The 15,064-nt window shown below is 69.1% G+C and carries 11 protein-coding genes and 4 pseudogenes; 5 read left to right on the forward strand and 10 right to left on the reverse strand.

Annotated features, from left to right (window positions below; genetic code table 11):
• Positions 1-148 precede the first annotated feature (148 nt).
• Complete coding sequence (locus tag R2D22_RS13860) at positions 149-1,357, reverse strand: FG-GAP-like repeat-containing protein (RefSeq protein ID WP_318103468.1); 1,209 nt, start codon at positions 1,355-1,357, stop codon at positions 149-151.
• A gap of 144 nt (positions 1,358-1,501) precedes the next feature.
• Here R2D22_RS13860 and msrA point away from each other — a divergent pair, with 144 nt between their 5' ends.
• From msrA to R2D22_RS13875, 3 genes and pseudogenes are all read left to right on the forward strand, one after another.
• On the forward strand, positions 1,502-2,164 hold the full coding sequence (msrA, locus tag R2D22_RS13865; RefSeq protein ID WP_318103469.1) for a peptide-methionine (S)-S-oxide reductase MsrA: 663 nt from the start codon (positions 1,502-1,504) through the stop codon (positions 2,162-2,164).
• A gap of 202 nt (positions 2,165-2,366) precedes the next feature.
• Positions 2,367-3,182 (forward strand): sulfite exporter TauE/SafE family protein, encoded by an 816-nt coding sequence (locus R2D22_RS13870; RefSeq protein WP_318103470.1) that lies wholly within the window; start codon positions 2,367-2,369, stop codon positions 3,180-3,182.
• Between the two features lie 318 nt (positions 3,183-3,500).
• Positions 3,501-4,415: pseudogene (locus tag R2D22_RS13875) on the forward strand (phosphotransferase enzyme family protein).
• Positions 4,416-4,593: 178 nt separating this feature from the next.
• Here the strand turns inward: R2D22_RS13875 and R2D22_RS13880 are convergent.
• The 6 genes and pseudogenes from R2D22_RS13880 to R2D22_RS13905 form a co-directional block, all read right to left on the reverse strand.
• Positions 4,594-7,314, reverse strand: coding sequence for an Ig-like domain repeat protein (locus R2D22_RS13880; protein ID WP_318103472.1), 2,721 nt, complete (start codon positions 7,312-7,314; stop codon positions 4,594-4,596).
• Between the two features lie 200 nt (positions 7,315-7,514).
• Positions 7,515-7,919, reverse strand: a complete 405-nt coding sequence (locus tag R2D22_RS13885; RefSeq protein WP_318103473.1) for a hypothetical protein — start codon at positions 7,917-7,919, stop codon at positions 7,515-7,517.
• A 112-nt stretch (positions 7,920-8,031) separates the two neighbouring features.
• A pseudogene (locus R2D22_RS13890) lies at positions 8,032-8,361 on the reverse strand (sporulation protein); the annotation flags it as partial.
• Positions 8,362-8,517: 156 nt separating this feature from the next.
• Positions 8,518-9,528, reverse strand: a complete 1,011-nt coding sequence (locus R2D22_RS13895) for a quinone oxidoreductase family protein (protein WP_318103474.1) — start codon at positions 9,526-9,528, stop codon at positions 8,518-8,520.
• 276 nt (positions 9,529-9,804) lie between these two features.
• Positions 9,805-10,674, reverse strand: a complete 870-nt coding sequence (locus tag R2D22_RS13900; RefSeq protein WP_318103475.1) for a hypothetical protein — start codon at positions 10,672-10,674, stop codon at positions 9,805-9,807.
• Positions 10,675-10,720: 46 nt separating this feature from the next.
• Positions 10,721-10,864 (reverse strand): annotated as a pseudogene (locus R2D22_RS13905) (transposase); the annotation flags it as partial.
• A 36-nt stretch (positions 10,865-10,900) separates the two neighbouring features.
• Here R2D22_RS13905 and R2D22_RS13910 point away from each other — a divergent pair.
• Positions 10,901-11,046, forward strand: a pseudogene (locus R2D22_RS13910) (transposase family protein); the annotation flags it as partial.
• 88 nt (positions 11,047-11,134) lie between these two features.
• Here the strand turns inward: R2D22_RS13910 and R2D22_RS13915 are convergent.
• Positions 11,135-11,989: a class I SAM-dependent methyltransferase gene (locus tag R2D22_RS13915; protein ID WP_318103476.1), complete on the reverse strand. Its 855-nt coding sequence runs from the start codon at positions 11,987-11,989 to the stop codon at positions 11,135-11,137.
• A 65-nt stretch (positions 11,990-12,054) separates the two neighbouring features.
• Between R2D22_RS13915 and R2D22_RS13920 the strand changes: the two genes are divergently transcribed.
• On the forward strand, positions 12,055-12,690 hold the full coding sequence (locus R2D22_RS13920; protein ID WP_318103477.1) for a TetR/AcrR family transcriptional regulator: 636 nt from the start codon (positions 12,055-12,057) through the stop codon (positions 12,688-12,690).
• Positions 12,691-12,812: 122 nt separating this feature from the next.
• Here the strand turns inward: R2D22_RS13920 and R2D22_RS13925 are convergent, their stop codons facing one another.
• Positions 12,813-14,417, reverse strand: a complete 1,605-nt coding sequence (locus tag R2D22_RS13925; RefSeq protein ID WP_318103479.1) for a sodium/solute symporter — start codon at positions 14,415-14,417, stop codon at positions 12,813-12,815.
• Positions 14,414-15,010: a DUF485 domain-containing protein gene (locus tag R2D22_RS13930; RefSeq protein WP_318103481.1), complete on the reverse strand. Its 597-nt coding sequence runs from the start codon at positions 15,008-15,010 to the stop codon at positions 14,414-14,416. The genes R2D22_RS13925 and R2D22_RS13930 overlap by 4 nt, the downstream gene beginning before the upstream one ends.
• Positions 15,011-15,064: the final 54 nt, after the last annotated feature.

Here is a 15,064-nt window from a genome sequence, read left to right on the forward strand (position 1 = left end):
CGGGGAGGGGGCGCGGCCGGATCCGCCGCGCCCCCTCTTGTCTCCCGGACGACGCTGTCTTCGTACGACGTGTTGTCTGCCGTACGACGCTGTCTTCCGTACGACGTGTTGTCTGCCGGACGACCTTGTCTGCCGTGCGACCCGTGGATCAGAAGGCCGTCTCGCGGTCGTCCCAGTCGTAGTCGAGGCCCTCCTCGGCGAGGGAGCCCCAGCCGTTGTTCCGGTACAGGGTCAGCAGCGGCGCGTCCTTGCCGTACAGATCGCCGTACCGGCCGTCGCCGTTGACGTCGCCCAGCCCGATGATGCGCTCGAACCGCTTCCAGCCGCTGCCGATCTGCTTGCGCGCGCCGACGCCGCCGGTCCCCTTGCCGGGGTAGAGCCACAGGTTCCCGGAGCCGTCGCGGGCCACCAGGTCGTTCTTGCCGTCGCTGTTCACGTCGCCGGCGCCGACGAGAGCGGTCATGCCCTGCCAGCCGGACGAGCCGATCTGCTTGCGCGGCTCCAGGGTGCCGTTGGCGCGGCCCGCGAAGAGCCAGAGCCGGCCGCTGGAGTCGTTGGTGACGACGTCGCCGCGGCGGCCGTCGCCGTTGAAGTCGCCCATCGTGGTGATGTTGCGCAGGGTCGACCAGCCGACGCCGATCTGCACGCGCGGCTTGAGCCCGCCCATGCCGTTGCCCGGGTACATCCACAGCACGCCGTTGCCGTCACGGGTGACGATGTCCTCGGCCCCGTCACCGTCCCGGTCGCCGTGCCGCTGGAGGACGTTCATGGAGTTCCAGCCGACGCCGATGCGGGTGGCCGTGCCGTCACCGCGCTGGAAGTAGAGGGCACCGGCGACCGTACGGAAGAGCAGGTCCGTGGCACCGTCACGGTTGAAGTCGCCCAAGGGCTGGACGCCTTGGCGTCCCCACGACGGCGAGTACCAGACCATGTACGCCGCGCCGCTCATGCACTCGTGGGACGTGCGGGCCAGCCGGAACGAGCTGACGTTGTTCGCGAGCCGGCTGTTCGCGTCCTGGTAGGGCGTGAGGTCGACGGCCTCGCTGGACGTACCCGTCTGCAGAACGACGTGGTGCACGCTGTCCGTGTAGGCGTGGTTCGGCTGGCTGTAGACGCAGGCGTGCAGGCCCGTGCGGTTGCGCATGCCCGCCGCCCAGTTGTCGTACGCGCCGAGCGTCGCCATGCTGCCGCTGTACGTAGCCATGGCGCCCGTACCGTCGGCGTTGTCGAACAGACAGAACCGCCCCGCCGGACACCGGTCGTAACCGGTCGCCGCCTGCGCCGGCGACACCGTGGCCGTGAGCAGTCCCAGCGCGGAAAGCCCCGCGACGACGGCCCTCCGGAATACACGCTTCATACGCACCCCTCCCTTGAGTCCCATGCCCCCCACGGACATCGAGTGGCTGTACGGTACACGTCACTCGACCAACAAGACCTGGGGGAATCTCCTCGTGGGCCCCTGCGTTGTCATGGGGGCGCCGAGCAGTCGAGGAGATGCCGCATGTACCTGTCCCGCACCCCTGTCCTCCCCACCCCCGAGCAGGCGCTGAAGGGCCGCTCGGAGCCCGAGTTCCCGGTCCCGGAGCGCCACACGGTCCTGGGCAACCCGCTGCTGGGCCCGTACCCCGAGGGCCTCGAGGTGGCCGACTTCGGCCTCGGCTGTTTCTGGGGCGCCGAGCGCAAGTTCTGGCAGACCGACGGCGTCTGGACGACGCTGGTCGGCTACCAGGGCGGCTACACGGAGAACCCCGCGTACGAGGAGGTCTGCTCGGGCCTGACCGGCCACACGGAGGTCGTCCGGGTCGTCTTCGACCCGGCGAAGGTCTCGTACGAGCAGCTGCTCAAGGTCTTCTGGGAGTCCCACAACCCGACCCAGGGCTTCCGCCAGGGCAACGACGTCGGCACGCAGTACCGCTCGGCGATCTACACCCACTCCCCCAACCAGGCCACAGCGGCGGAGGCGTCCCGCGACGCGTACCAGCAGGTCCTGACCCGCTCCGGCTACGACCGGATCACCACGACGCTGGCCCCCGCGGCAGACCGCCCCTTCTACCCGGCGGAGCCATACCACCAGCAGTACTTGGACAAAAACCCAGCCGGCTACTGCGGCATCGGCGGCACGGGCGTGAGCTGCCCGATCGGCGTCGCGAAGACCGAGGACTGACCCCTGCGGTTCCAGTCGGACAGAAGCGCCCCGGATCCACGCTGGTCCGGGGCGCTTCGGCGTGTGGTAAGCAGAGCGGGCCTAGACGTCGACGCCGGCGTTTGGACGTCCGGACAACCCCTGCGCGGACACCCGGTGCCTTTCCCTGAAGGTCGGGTCGGGCCGTAGCTTGCAAGGGCGGCCACCAGCGACGATGCCTGTCATGACCACTGGCCAGGACCTCGCTCCTCCCCGCTCGACGCACTCGGTACCCGTGGTGTTCGGTGCGGGAGCGGCCATTGGTGTTCTGGGCGGGATGATCGGGTTGGGCGGCGCGGAGTTCCGTCTGCCGCTGCTGATCGGCCTCTTCGGGTTCGCCGCGCTCTCGGCCGTCATCCTGAACAAGGCGATGAGCCTGGTCGTGGTCCTGGTCGCGCTACCTGCCCGGCTGGCAGCGGTCCCCGCCGCCGAGCTCGCCGCGCGCTGGCCCGTCGCGGTCAACCTGCTGGCCGGCAGCCTGCTGGGGGCCTGGGTCGGAGCAACCTGGGTGGTGCGCATGCGCAGCACCACCCTCTACAAGGTGCTGGCCGCTCTGATGGTGCTCATGGCGGCAGCCCTGGTGCTCACGCACACCACCACCTTGGACACGCTCGCGCTGCCGCTGTGGGCTCAGGTGGCGTGCGGGGTCGTGGCCGGGTTCGGCATCGGGGTGGTCGCTGCGATCATGGGCGTGGCCGGGGGCGAGCTGCTGATCCCGACGATCGTGCTGCTCTTCGGAGAGGACATCAAGACCGCGGGAAGCCTCTCGCTGCTGGTGTCCCTGCCGACGATGCTGGTCGCGTTCGCCCGCTACAGCCGCGACGGCAGCTTCGCCGTGCTCGGCGCCAACCTCCGCTTCGTCCTTGTCATGGCCGCGGGCTCCGTCGCCGGTGCGGTGCTGGGCGGGTTGCTCCTCGGCGTGTTCCCGGACCTCGTGCTCGTCCCTGTCCTGGCCGTGATCCTGCTGGTTTCCGCGGTCAAGCTCGCACGTCACGAATGACTGTGCGCCTCGGCCGCCCGGTGACTTCGTCCATCGACTCTGTGCCGGATGCTTGCAACTGTCGGCCCGGCTGCGACTGCTGCAACTGAGTCATCCGCATCTGCCTCCCAGTGCCCACGAATGGCGGCGCTGAACCGCAGGGCTCTGTCCCTCGGGCACGGCCAGAGCCTTGCGAGATCGCAACGCCTGTCAGACTGATCCGCCCTCGCCGCGCGCTGTCGGACCTCTGTACGGTCTAAGTCGTGTCTGGCGCACGTCGGGTTGGTCACCTGTGGCGTGCGCTGGTTGATCGCGCGCGACTAGGGAGCTGGTACGGGCATGGCGGTTGATGCTGCTCGCTCGGAAGAGGGGTTTACGTCGGCTAGGGCTGCGCGGGTGTTGGGTGCCGCCTGCCGGGCTGCGGGGCTCGATGACACCGGCGCGGACTTGATCCGGCTCGGGGAGAACGCGTTGTTTCGGCTTGCCTCGGTGCCAGTTGTCGTTCGCGTAGCTCGGGGGCAGGAGTGGCTCCCCAAGGCTCACAAGGAAGTTGCCGTCTCACGATGGCTGGCCGGCGAAGGGTTTCCGGCGACTCGGATCGTCGATGACCTGGAGCAACCGCTGCTGGTCGACGGGCATCCTGTGACCTGCTGGCACCTGATCGTCGAGGGCGACCGCAAGGCAACGTACGGGGAGTTGGGTGGGGTCCTGCGGGATCTGCACTCCATGCCGGTCCCGGCCGGCCTCGACCTTCCGGCCTACAAGCCGTTCGACAAGTCGGCCCTGCGCCTGGAGCGGGCGTAGATCCCGGCGGACGACAAGGCTTTCCTGCTGAAGCGCGAGCGGGAGCTGCGGGACAAGTTCGCCGAGTTGCGGTTCGAGTCACCGAAGGGGCCTGTTCATGGGGATGCCCATGTGCAGAACCTCATGGTGAACGATCAGGGCCAAGTGATCCTGATCGACTTCGAGTACTTCTGCTTCGATCATCCTGAGTGGGACCTCATGGTCACCTCCGTCGAGCATCACAGCCTCCAGTGGCAGACCGATGAGCAGTACGCCGACTTCGTGCAGGCCTACGGGCGGGACCTGCACGACTGGCCGGGGTACGACACCCTGCGCGGGCTCCAAGAGTTCGGCATGACGACGTGGCTCATGCAGAACGTTCAGGAGGATGCGGCGACGGCGGAGGAGTACCGGCGGCGCATTGAGGGACTGCGGAACGATGATGCCCCGCGTAATTGGCGGCCGAGGTAGCGGCTGCTGGCGATCGCGTCGATCACCTCACGTGCTCCCGCCACTGGCCACCCGGCTTCGGCCTGCGCTCCCGGAGCAACGATTCGATGATCCAACTACAGCGGCTCAGGCTGCCTCACACAGTGAGGGCCGCCACCCCACATGGGTGGCGGCCCTCACCGTTCTTGTCGCCGTAGGGCTACAGAGCGGCGCACTGGCCGTGGCGGCTGCCGGTCACGGTGTTCAGGACACCTCGGTTGGTCGGCGGGGGCACGTTGCGCGCGCAGCTGAGCGACCCGCGGATCGTGTTGCCCACGATCGAGGCCCGGTCGTCGATCGGGAACGGTCCTGCGCCCGTGGTGCCGTTCACCTGGACGGAGCCTCGGATGTTGTTGGAAACGAGTTCGACGCCGGCTCGGTTGTCGGTCAGGTGCACGCTTCCGGTGATCCGGTTGGGTGCACAGCCGTCGTCACCGGGGTCGCCCAGGAGGACGAAGCCGGTGGCTCGGTCGACGGAGACGGTTCCGTCGATCAGGCTGTCGCAGATGGCGAACAGGGTGCCGCGCGACGAAAGGACGCTGCCGTCGATGGTCGAGTTGCCGATGAACAGCGCACCTTGTGAGATGCCGTGGACCGTGCCGCCCACGTTCGCGTCGATGATGCAGGTGCTCTCACGGCTGGCGAACACGTCCCGGGGGTAGTCGCCGGTGATGGTCCGGGTGCACGCCACGGTCTGCGTCAGGCTCGCGGCGTCGCCGGCGAGGTAGTTGCCGTCACCGCTGTACTGGGCCGTGACGGTGTGGCTGCCGGGCAGCAGGTTCGCGTGGGTGAGCTGCGCCCGCGCGCAGTTCGTGCCGCCGCCGGGGCTCAGTGTCCGGGTGCCCAGCACGGTGGTGCCGTCCCGGAAGGTGACGGTGCCCGTCGGAGCCGCGGCGGGCGCGGTGCTGGCGCCGCTCGGGCAGACGACCGCCGTGAAGGTTACTGGCCCACCGAACGACGACGGATTCGAGCTGGAGGTGATCGTGGTGACGGTCGGCGCCTTGCTCACTGTCTGGGTGAGGGCGTCTGCCGTGCTGCCCCGGAAGTCCGTGGTGCCGCTGTAGGTGGCGTTCACGGTGTGGTCTCCCACGCTCAGCGTGGAGATCGATGCGGAGGTCGCCCGGCCGGTCGTGGTGTCGACCGGGACCGCGCTGCCGAGAGCGTTGCTGTCGACGGTGAAGCTCGCGGTGCCGCCGTCGGGGACGGGTCGTACGGCCGCGGTGAACGACACCGGCTGCCCGTACACCGACGGGTTGGCCGAGGACGACAGCGAGGTCTCGGTGACCTGCGGAATGCTGAAGAACAAGGCGTGGATCGGCGGCGATCCGACGGGGTCACGGCCGCCGGTGTGGCCGGGGAAGGCGCCGTAGAAGGTGTTCCCGACGGCCTTCAGCTGCTGGTAGTCGCCGAGGACGCGCTGTCGGGCGCAGGTCAGGTTCGGCGGGTTCGGGTTCGGCGGCTGCGGGCGGGTGTCACAGCCTGTCTGGTCCGTCTGCGGGGACGAGAAGGTCTGCAGCAGCGTGTCGGTGAACGTCGCGCCGTGGTCGGTGCTGCGCGCCAGGTGCGCGGAGAACACCGGGAAACCGGCGGTGTTGGTGCCGTCGAACGTGTCGTACAGCACGCCGATGGTGCCGTTGTCGAGGACCGCGACCGACGGCAGTGCCGCGTCGGTCGATGTCGAGATGTTCACTGCCGCACCGATGCTCAGCCCACCGGAGCCGTTCGGGGTGAGCCGACGCATCCGCAGCTGGTTGTTGCCGGTCGCGGTGTCGGCGCCGTACGCGACGTACACGTCACCGTTGCTGGGGTCGACGGCCGCGTGGTTGTTGCCACCGAGCAGCGCGTTCACGCCGCCGAACTTGTAGCCCAGGCCCTGGTTGCTGTTCTCCGCAGCGACGACGATGCCGTTGGCGTCACCGTTGAGGGTCCAGGTCTGGCCGTTGTCCGTCGACCGGTTGAGCCGCCAGTTGACGCTGACGGGCTGGTTGCGCAGCACGCTGTTGGTCTGGTTCGTTCCGGTCGAGGTCTGGTACAGCGAGTACATCGTGCCGTTGCGCGGGTCCTTGGCCAGGCGCAGGGCACCGTTCGTGACCAAAGGAGTCATGGCGCCGGCAATGTTGTCCCGACTCACGCCGGCGGGCTGGGACGCCGCCGCGCCGTCGTAGACGGCCACCCGCGCGTCCGGGGCGCCGCCGAAGTCCTGCATGCCGATGTAGGCGTTGTCCTGGTTGGCGTTCGCGGTGTCGCGGTTGATCAGCAGCCACGGCTGGTCGGTCCCCGTGCGGGCCCCGCTCGTCGCCTGGGTGGGCGGGTTCCCGAACCACCTCCAGTGCGTCGCGTCGGTGGGGTCGTCCGTCGAGCCCGTCACCACGTGGGACGTGGCGCAGAACGCGGCTGTCGCGGTGGCGGAACTACAGGTGAGGAACGCGCCGTGGAGGTTGCCGTTGCGGTCGAAGTCGACCGTCTGGTCGTTCGGGCCGTTCGTCGTGTCGGTCAGGCCGTGGAAGGGGATGGTGGCGCGGTTCGTCCAGGTGATGCCGCCGTCGTCGGAGTAGAGCAGATCCGCGTTGCCGCCACCGACTCCTGACCAGGACCCGTTGAAACGGGTGATCACGATCTCGTTGGTGTTGGCCGGGTTGATGGCGATGGACGTTTCGTTGCCGCCGCCGCTGGAGGCCGCCGCCGACGCGTCGATGATGGCCACTCCGGGCGTGGCCTGCACGGCTTTGACGGGGCCGGCACTCTTCGAACGGGGCAGTTTCGTGAGGTCCGTCGGGCTGCTGAGCAGTTCCCGGTCGGCCGGCGCGGGTGCCGGAGGCGGCGTGTTCGCCCACGCCTGCAGGGGAGCCGTCAGGCCCAGAGTGAGAGTGGCGGCGAGCACGCGGCCGATTACTGATCGTGAGCGCCTGGGGCCGGGGCGAGCCGGAACAGCTTTCACGCGCGGATCTCCTCGTGGGGAGGTTACGAGACGATCAGCAGCGTGATCACCGTGCGTGAGGAGCGCCAGAGGCAGCCCGTAGCGGACACCCCTTCGCCGACGAACTGCACCCCATCAGCCGAGCCTGAGCGGGCAGCCGTCACTCAGACAGACGGGACGGTCAGCCTCACCGAGACAGTCTCGCCCGCCCGAACGCGTACCTGCGTACCTGTGCCGAAGATGTCCTCGGTGATCCGGTACGCACCGGGCGGCAGTTCGAATCGGAAGCCGCCGTCAGGCGGCGCGCTGACCGTACTCGCCACCACCCGACCGTGCTGGTCCCGGGCCCGCACCGGGTCGCCGTTCACCGGGATCCGGGCTGTGTCCGCGCCGTCCGAGCCTCCTCCGCCGGACCGCGGGTCCCGCCCCGGCGGCCGTACGACCATGCCCCGTACCGTTCCGGTCGTTTGCTCCGCCCCCGGCCCGCAGCCTACGACCGCCGCCGCGGTCACGAGCAGCAGCCCGAACAGGACCAGCACCTCGGTGCCCCTGGTGATCCGTGCGTCCATGGCTCTCACCTCCGCCACCAGCTATGCCCCGTGCACGCGTCGAGGCTTCCCCCAGCCGCCTACTACGAATGCGACGCGAATAGGGCCCGGCGTGGCCGGACCTCCAGTCGGCCTACTCGTCATCGTCCAGCCGGGCGAGTGCGCCTGCCACCCTCTCGTTGAACGCGGCTACCGCCGGGTTCGCTGCGTGAGCGCTGACCTCCTGCTGGAAGTCAGTGACGTAGCTTTGGAAGCGGGAGGACTGAAGGGATTCGCCACCGTCGACGGCCAGGCCGGCGGTAGTGACGGCGGCCTCCAGCTCTCCGTTCAGTAGCTGGCTCCGAGCGAGGACCATGCGGCAGAAGCCGAGGGTGCGGGCGTACTTCGGGTCGGTGCTGTCCACGGCGCGCTGAGCCTGCTCGACTGCCTCTCGGCGCATCCTGAGGTCACGGAAGCAGTGGCAGGGATCTTGAAGGGGTGTGACCCAGATACGCCAGAAACCCGCCAGAACTTGATCTTGGCCTGCTGAGTGCCTGACGCTGTCGGGGATCTTGGCGATGACGGTCGGCCATGCCCTCGACATCTCAGTCTCCAAGATCCCCGACCTCGTCACCCGCGATCAGCTCTGCGTCTCCTCGCGGCGTCCGATAGCGGCCGCATCGGGTACGACGAGCAGCTTGCCGGTGGTGCGCCGAGCCTCCAGATCGCTGTGGGCCTGGGCGGCCTCGGACAATGCGTAGCGGCCCGTTACGGTGACCTCAAGCGCCTTGGAGCGCACCCACTCGAACACATCGGCGGCCCGTCGGAGCAGTTCGGACCGATCGGCGATGAAGTCCCCGAGGCTGGGCCGGATCAGGGTCAGCGAACCGCCGTGGGCGAGCCGAATCGGATCAAACGGCGGCACGGCACCACTTGCCGCGCCGAAGAGCACGAGATGGCCGCGGGTTCGCAGGCTGGCGAGGCTCGCGTCGAAGGTGTGCGCGCCGACGCCGTCGAAGACAACCGGCAGTCCCTGACCGCCGTTGAGCCGCCTCACCTCGGCTGCGAGGTCGTCGACGGCGGAGGAAAGGATCACCTCAGCGGCCCCGGCACGCTTCGCCAGCTCGGCCTTCGCCGTGGTCGACGTCGTGCCGATCACCCTGCCGCCGAGATGGGTGATGAGCTGGGTCAAAAGCAGCCCCATGCCACCAGCAGCCGCATGCACGAGCACCGTGTCGCCCCCCTGAACCGGGTAGGCGTCCTTGACGAGATAGTGCGCGGTCATGCCTTGGAGGAGCACGGCGGCGGCCGTCTCGAAGCCGATATCGTCGGGCAGCGGCACCAGCCGGGAGGAGTCCACGACGGCCCGCTCGGCATACGTGCCGGGAATCTCCACCCAACCGACCCGGTCCCCGACTGCGACGTCAGCGACGCCGGGTCCGACTTCGACGACCGTGCCGGCGCCCTCAGCGCCCGGGGTGAAGGGCAGCGGGAGGCTGTACCGGCCCTCGCGGTGGTAGACGTCGAGGAAGTTGACCCCGGATGCGGCGACCTCCACGACCGCCTCGCCCGGACCCGGCCGCGGCTGGTCCACCATGGCCTCCCGCAGCACCTCGGGACCGCCCACTTCGTACACCTGAATCGCTCGCATGACCCCTCCAATATCGGCTCGTCCCTCACCAACCCCGTTGATGGCGATCCGATTCCCGGCAAGCAAACCACCCGCAAGCCGCGTCCTGACGAGGCAATACCCCTAGCGCCGTCGTCCGCGTCCGCCCTGCTGCTTGCCGTTGCGCTTGCTCGGTCTACTGCCGTTGGGCTTGCCGTTGCGCGCGGCCGGCGCCTGCACCGGTCCGCCCGCACAGGCGACCGTACCGTGCCGCGCGGAGCGGATCACCGGACCGGGTGGGGTCGCGGGGCGTGCAGGTCAGCCGGCCGTGTACGCGTAATCGTCGTACAAGCCCAGGAAAGCGCCGACGGTCAGGCCGACGATGAGGGCGTCGATGGCGAGGCCGAGGAGGAAGAGGGCCACGATGAGCACAGTCTCAGCGGAATTGCGCAGCCACGACTGGCAGGCCGCCACGGTGCCGGGGCGCTCCGGGTGGTAGGCGACCGGGATGTCCTCGGCGCGGCTCTGGGCGTACATGGCGCGGCTCTGGCCGTGCAGGTCCACGTACACGAAGTTCCCCGTCCCGCCGAACTTGTCGGTCGCGCCTTCGCGCCGTACCGCCACGACGGTGATGCCCTTGCGGGGCAGGTACCACTGCTTCCAGACGATCTTCAGCCCCATGTAGCCGCCCGTGGTGAGGGCCAGGCCGACGGGGAGGACGACCAGGACCGACAACCCGAAGACCGCCTGCGCCGTGATACCGACAGCCACGGCGAGCACGACAGTCACGAGGGCGACGGTCTTGAGCCAGAGCCTGAACACGCGCGTACGCCTGTCCTGCTCGGACTCGGGGGGCTCGGTCAGGGCGCGGACGGTGACGAGGGCCGAACCGTCGGCGGTCTCCCCGGCCTCCTCGGCGCGCTCGGGCAGGGCCGCGTTGACCGCGTCGGCGAAGACCGTGACGGCCGCCCGGCTCAAGCCGTCGACCCGGTGAACGGCCGGGGCCGCCCCGGCCGGGGCGGTGAGCTCCACGACGACCGCACTCCCCTCGGCGCGGATCCGCCGGACGGCCTGGAGCGGGATCCGCGTCTCCACGTCCGCCCGGCTCAGTACCAGGCCGTCGCCTTCGGATTTGAGGACGGCTCCGCCGGAACCACGCAGGACGGGTATGGGTGAGGTGAGGGACATGGGCGTGATCGTAGGTGCTGCACGTTTTCGCCTCTGCCTGATCATCTCAGAATGAGGTTCGCGGGCGTCGCAAGCAGATGATGATGCAGGCGAGTTGGAGCAGTGCGGGGTGGAGGTCGGCTCGTATCTCATAGCGGATCCGGAGCCGTTTGAACTGGTGGAGCCAGGCAAAGGTGCGCTCGACGACCCACCAGGGGCTGTCCTGCGGGTCTTGGGGCCTTCGCCAGGGCGTCCCGTCCTTGCCGACCGCACATATCAGGGATCCGGACCGTGGGTGACCACCGGGCGCAGACGACCTCCCGGGCGGCGAACTGTCCCCGACCCAGCGCACGGTCAACCGAGCGCGCCCAGGCCCAGGCACCCGTCGAACGCAAGAGACCTGGATGAACGACCGCGCCCCGGACTCGTGGGCCGGGGCACAGTGGGCCGAGTTGCGGAGGCCTTGTGCCCCGGCGGCGTGTCACGTGGTCGCGGCGGCTTGCTCCGGCGATGCGGTGACGATCCAGACGGACCCGGGGATGAGGACGCCCTCCCCAGTCTCGAACTCCTCCAGCGCCTCCTGAACCTCGGCACGGATACGAGAGACGGTCGCCACGTCGAGGGCGCGCAGGTTGTAGCGCGTGGGGCCCATGGCGAAGAGGAAGTCGGCGGCGTCCCCGGCGTCGACGCCGAAGTTCATGGGGGCCTCGACGGGGACGATGTCGACATCGGTGAAGCCGGCGGCGGTCAGCACCTGGCGGATGCGCAGGGGGTCGAGGAGGGATCCCATGCCCCGGGCTGCGGGGGACACCTCGCTCAGGAACGGTGAGAGCGCGGCGGTCGCGCGGGCGTAGGCGCTGTCCGGGCCTCCGGGCTGCGGGCCGAGGAACGCGAGTCGGCCGCCAGGGGCGAGAGCACGCCGGAGATGGGTGAAGGCCGCGATGTGGTCGTTGAAGAACATGACACCGCCGCGACTGATGAGAGCATCGAATCCCCGTTCGGGGAAAGGATGCACCTGGGCGTCGCTCTGCTCGAAGACGATGTTGGAGACGCTTTCCGCCGCTGCGTCACAGCGGGCCCGTTCCAGCATGGGCGCGGAGAGATCGATCCCGACCGCGTGGCCTTCGTGCGCCTGCTGCGCGGCGATGCGGGTGGTGTGGCCGGTGCCGCAGCCGATGTCCAGGACCCGGGCACGCGCGGAGATGCCGGCGGCGGCGAAAAGCGGCGCGTTGAACGCGCCCATCATCGCGTTGTAGCGCTCGGAGTGTTCGGCCCAGTGGATGCCCTCCCAGTCGTTCCATGCCTCTAACTGCTGCCGGTTGGCGACGGCGCGCATGGCTCACCCTCCCTTTTCTACTAGAGTCGACCTCTAGAGTTGGCCTCTAGATATAGACTCCAGCCATGACTGAGGTCAAGCGGAAGCGCGGCGACAAGTCCCGCGAGACGCGCCGGAGGATCATCGAGGCGGCCGGCGTGCTCTTCGTCGAACAGGGCTACGGGGCGACCAAGCTTCAGGAGATCGCCGACCGCGCCGGGGTGGCGGTGCAAACCATCTACTTCACCTTCCGGAACAAGCCCTCGCTGCTCAAGGAACTCGTGGACGTCGCCATCGCGGGTGACGACGAGCCCGTACCGACGATGAACCGGCTGTGGTTCACCGAGGTCACGGCCGCTCCCACCGCCGAGTCCGCACTGGCGGCCCTCGTCACCGGCAGCCGCGCGACGCTCGAACGGGTCGCAGCCATCAACGAGATGGTCAGGGCCGCGACAGCGTCCAACCCGGAGATCCAGGAGCTGTGGCCGGAACGGACCGACCCTCGGTACACGGTGATCTCGACGGCGACGGAGTCCCTCATGCAGAAGCCGGGCGCTCATGCCGATCTCACCGCCGAAGAGTCGGCGGACATCGTCTACGCCCTTCTCAGTCCAGAACTCTTCCTGATCCTGACCCGCGACCGCGCGTGGCTGCCGGAAAGGTGGGAGCGATGGGCATTCGACACCCTCCGCGCACAGCTCCTGGCGGCGGACACCCACTGACCACCCACAAGTGGGTCGCCACCCAGCCGGTCAGCTACGACGCGTGACCGTCGACCGTCGACCGTCGACCGCCGAACGGAGCGACCGATGCCCTCCGACCGCAGCCTGCCGCACGAGGGCTGTCACCGTGTCGCCTGTGTGCCGGCCAGGATCGTCTCCTCCACCGCTTCGTACCGCATTCGCTCGCCGGCCGGGTCACGTTCGTAGAGCACCGTGCCGAGCCAACCCGCGAGGAAGCCCAGCGGGGCCGAGAGGATGCCCGACGTGGTGAACGGGAACCAGTTGAAGTCCTGGTCCGGGAAGATCGCCTGGGGCGATCCGGTCACCAGGTTGCTGCCGGTCATGAGGATGAACGCGGAGGCGCTGCCCACGATGAGGGTGCAGAGCAGTCCCGTACGGGTGTAACGGCGCCAGAAGAGGCTGTAGATGAGAGCCGGTGCGACCGCGGACGCGCCGATGCAGAACGACAGGGTGAGCAGTGCCTGAAGGTTCAGATGCCGTGCACCGGCGGCGATCGCGATCGCCACGAGCCCGACGCCCGCCGCGGCGGTCCGGGCGATGGCCATCTCCGTGGCGTCCTTCAGCCGCGCCTTGCGGCGCAGCCCGTGCGTGATGAGGTCGTGCGCCAGGGTGTTGGCGCAGGCGAGGGTGATCCCGGCGACCGAGGCCAGCAGGGTGAGGAAGATGGCGGTCGCAACGGTCGCGAACAGCAGTGTCTCGATGGTCGTCTGGTCCGTGCCCATGACGGCCTGGCTGACCATGAGGAACGCTGTCTTGCCCTGCGGGTCGCCGGCGACGAGTCCCTTGTGGCCGACGATCGCCGCCGCGCCGAAGCCGATGACGGCGATCAGCAGACAGGTCACCACGACGGTCGACACGGCCCAGGACATCGAGCGCCGCACGGCTGCCGCGCTGCGCGCGGTGAACATGCGCATGGTGATCTGCGGCAGCACCGCGGCGCCGAGCACGACCGTCAGCTGAGTGCTGATCATGTCGAGTTCGTTGCCGCCGAACTGCAGACCGGAGGCGAGATAGGCGTCCCCCGCCCCGCTGCCGCGCTTGGCGGCGTCCAGCAGGGAGGGCAGGCTGAAGTCGAAGCGCTCGAGGATGAGCGCGGCGATCGCGAGGGACGCGCCGAACAGGACGACGGTCTTGACGATCTGGATGAAGGCCGTGCCCTTCATGCCGCCGATCGCCGCGTACGCGATCATCAGCAGACCCAGGAACACGATCGCCCCGGTCTTGAAGCCGTCGGCGTGGAAGCCGAGGACGACGGAGAGGAGATCGCCGGCGCCCGCGAGCTGGAAGATCACCAGCGGCAGCAGTGCGGTCAGGGTGACCGCGGCCGTGGTGATCCGCACGGCGGGGCCGGGGAGACGCCGGGTGAAGACGTCGCCGATCGTGAACCGGCCCGCGTTACGCAGCGGTTCGGCGAGCAGGAACATCATCAGGACCAGCGAGAGCACGGTGCTCAGGGCGAGCGTGATGCCGTCGTAGCCGACGAGAGCGATGATGCCGATGGTGCCGAGCACGGTGCCGGCGGAGATGTAGTCGCCGGCGATCGCGAGGCCGCTCTGCACGGGGGAGAGCGAGCGGTAGCCGGTGTAGTACTCGCCCAGGTCGTCACGATCGGGGGCGGTCATCACGCACAGCAGCAGCGTGACGGTGATGACCGCGATGAACGCCATCAGCGACATGGTCTGGGCCTCGGAGCTGAAGCTGGTCATGCGCGCGTACCTCCGGAGGGCTGCTGCCACACGGGACGTCCGGAGCGGCTCTGGCGTTCCGGCCGGGGCGCGGCTGCCGCGGCCGCCTGCTCGGCGCGTTCGCGGATCGCCGCGGCAAGCGGGTCGACGCGGTTGCGCGCGATCCGCTCGTACAGTGCGATGGCAGCCAGCGCCACGGGCAACTGGAGGAGCCCGAGGACCAGACCGGTGGTGAGACCACCGGTGATGTTGCTGGTCATCATCGAGGGGGCGTAGCCGGACAGGAAAAGGAAGATGACGAAGTAGCCGAGCGCGGTGAAGGTGGCGACGCGGCGGAGCCTGCGGTAAGCCGATCCGAGCCGGTGCAGATCATCACGATCGTCGGTGGCGGCGGGCGGTTGCGGCTGCGGGGACACGTCCCAGGGCTGCTGCGCGGAGTCCCAGCCCTGCGGCAAGGAGTCCCACGCTGGCGGGGACGAGTCCCAGGCTGCCTGTGGATCGGTGTCCCAGGAAGGCCCCTGCCAGGACTGCGACGCCGCCTCTTGGCGGTGCCGCCCGGCATTCCGGTGCTGGGGTGCGGGCGGCGGGCCGGGGAAAGGCTGGTGGTACGACATCGATCTCGCTCCTTACCGCCCCGGGGAACGGGCGGGTGGCGCTGGCGGTCCGCG

Source organism: Streptomyces sp. HUAS YS2 (assembly GCF_033343995.1).
Classification (GTDB): domain Bacteria; phylum Actinomycetota; class Actinomycetes; order Streptomycetales; family Streptomycetaceae; genus Streptomyces; species Streptomyces solicathayae.

What these genes read in the sequence shown, in the direction of transcription:
- R2D22_RS13860 (WP_318103468.1), bottom strand. Translation starts at nt 1,357, where the DNA reads ATGAAGCGTGTATTCCGGAGGGCCGTCGTCGCGGGGCTTTCCGCGCTG.
- msrA (WP_318103469.1), top strand. Translation starts at nt 1,502, where the DNA reads ATGTACCTGTCCCGCACCCCTGTCCTCCCCACCCCCGAGCAGGCGCTG.
- R2D22_RS13870 (WP_318103470.1), top strand. Translation starts at nt 2,367, where the DNA reads ATGACCACTGGCCAGGACCTCGCTCCTCCCCGCTCGACGCACTCGGTA.
- R2D22_RS13885 (WP_318103473.1), bottom strand. Translation starts at nt 7,919, where the DNA reads ATGGACGCACGGATCACCAGGGGCACCGAGGTGCTGGTCCTGTTCGGG.
- R2D22_RS13895 (WP_318103474.1), bottom strand. Translation starts at nt 9,528, where the DNA reads ATGCGAGCGATTCAGGTGTACGAAGTGGGCGGTCCCGAGGTGCTGCGG.
- R2D22_RS13900 (WP_318103475.1), bottom strand. Translation starts at nt 10,674, where the DNA reads ATGTCCCTCACCTCACCCATACCCGTCCTGCGTGGTTCCGGCGGAGCC.
- R2D22_RS13915 (WP_318103476.1), bottom strand. Translation starts at nt 11,989, where the DNA reads ATGCGCGCCGTCGCCAACCGGCAGCAGTTAGAGGCATGGAACGACTGG.
- R2D22_RS13920 (WP_318103477.1), top strand. Translation starts at nt 12,055, where the DNA reads ATGACTGAGGTCAAGCGGAAGCGCGGCGACAAGTCCCGCGAGACGCGC.
- R2D22_RS13925 (WP_318103479.1), bottom strand. Translation starts at nt 14,417, where the DNA reads ATGACCAGCTTCAGCTCCGAGGCCCAGACCATGTCGCTGATGGCGTTC.
- R2D22_RS13930 (WP_318103481.1), bottom strand. Translation starts at nt 15,010, where the DNA reads ATGTCGTACCACCAGCCTTTCCCCGGCCCGCCGCCCGCACCCCAGCAC.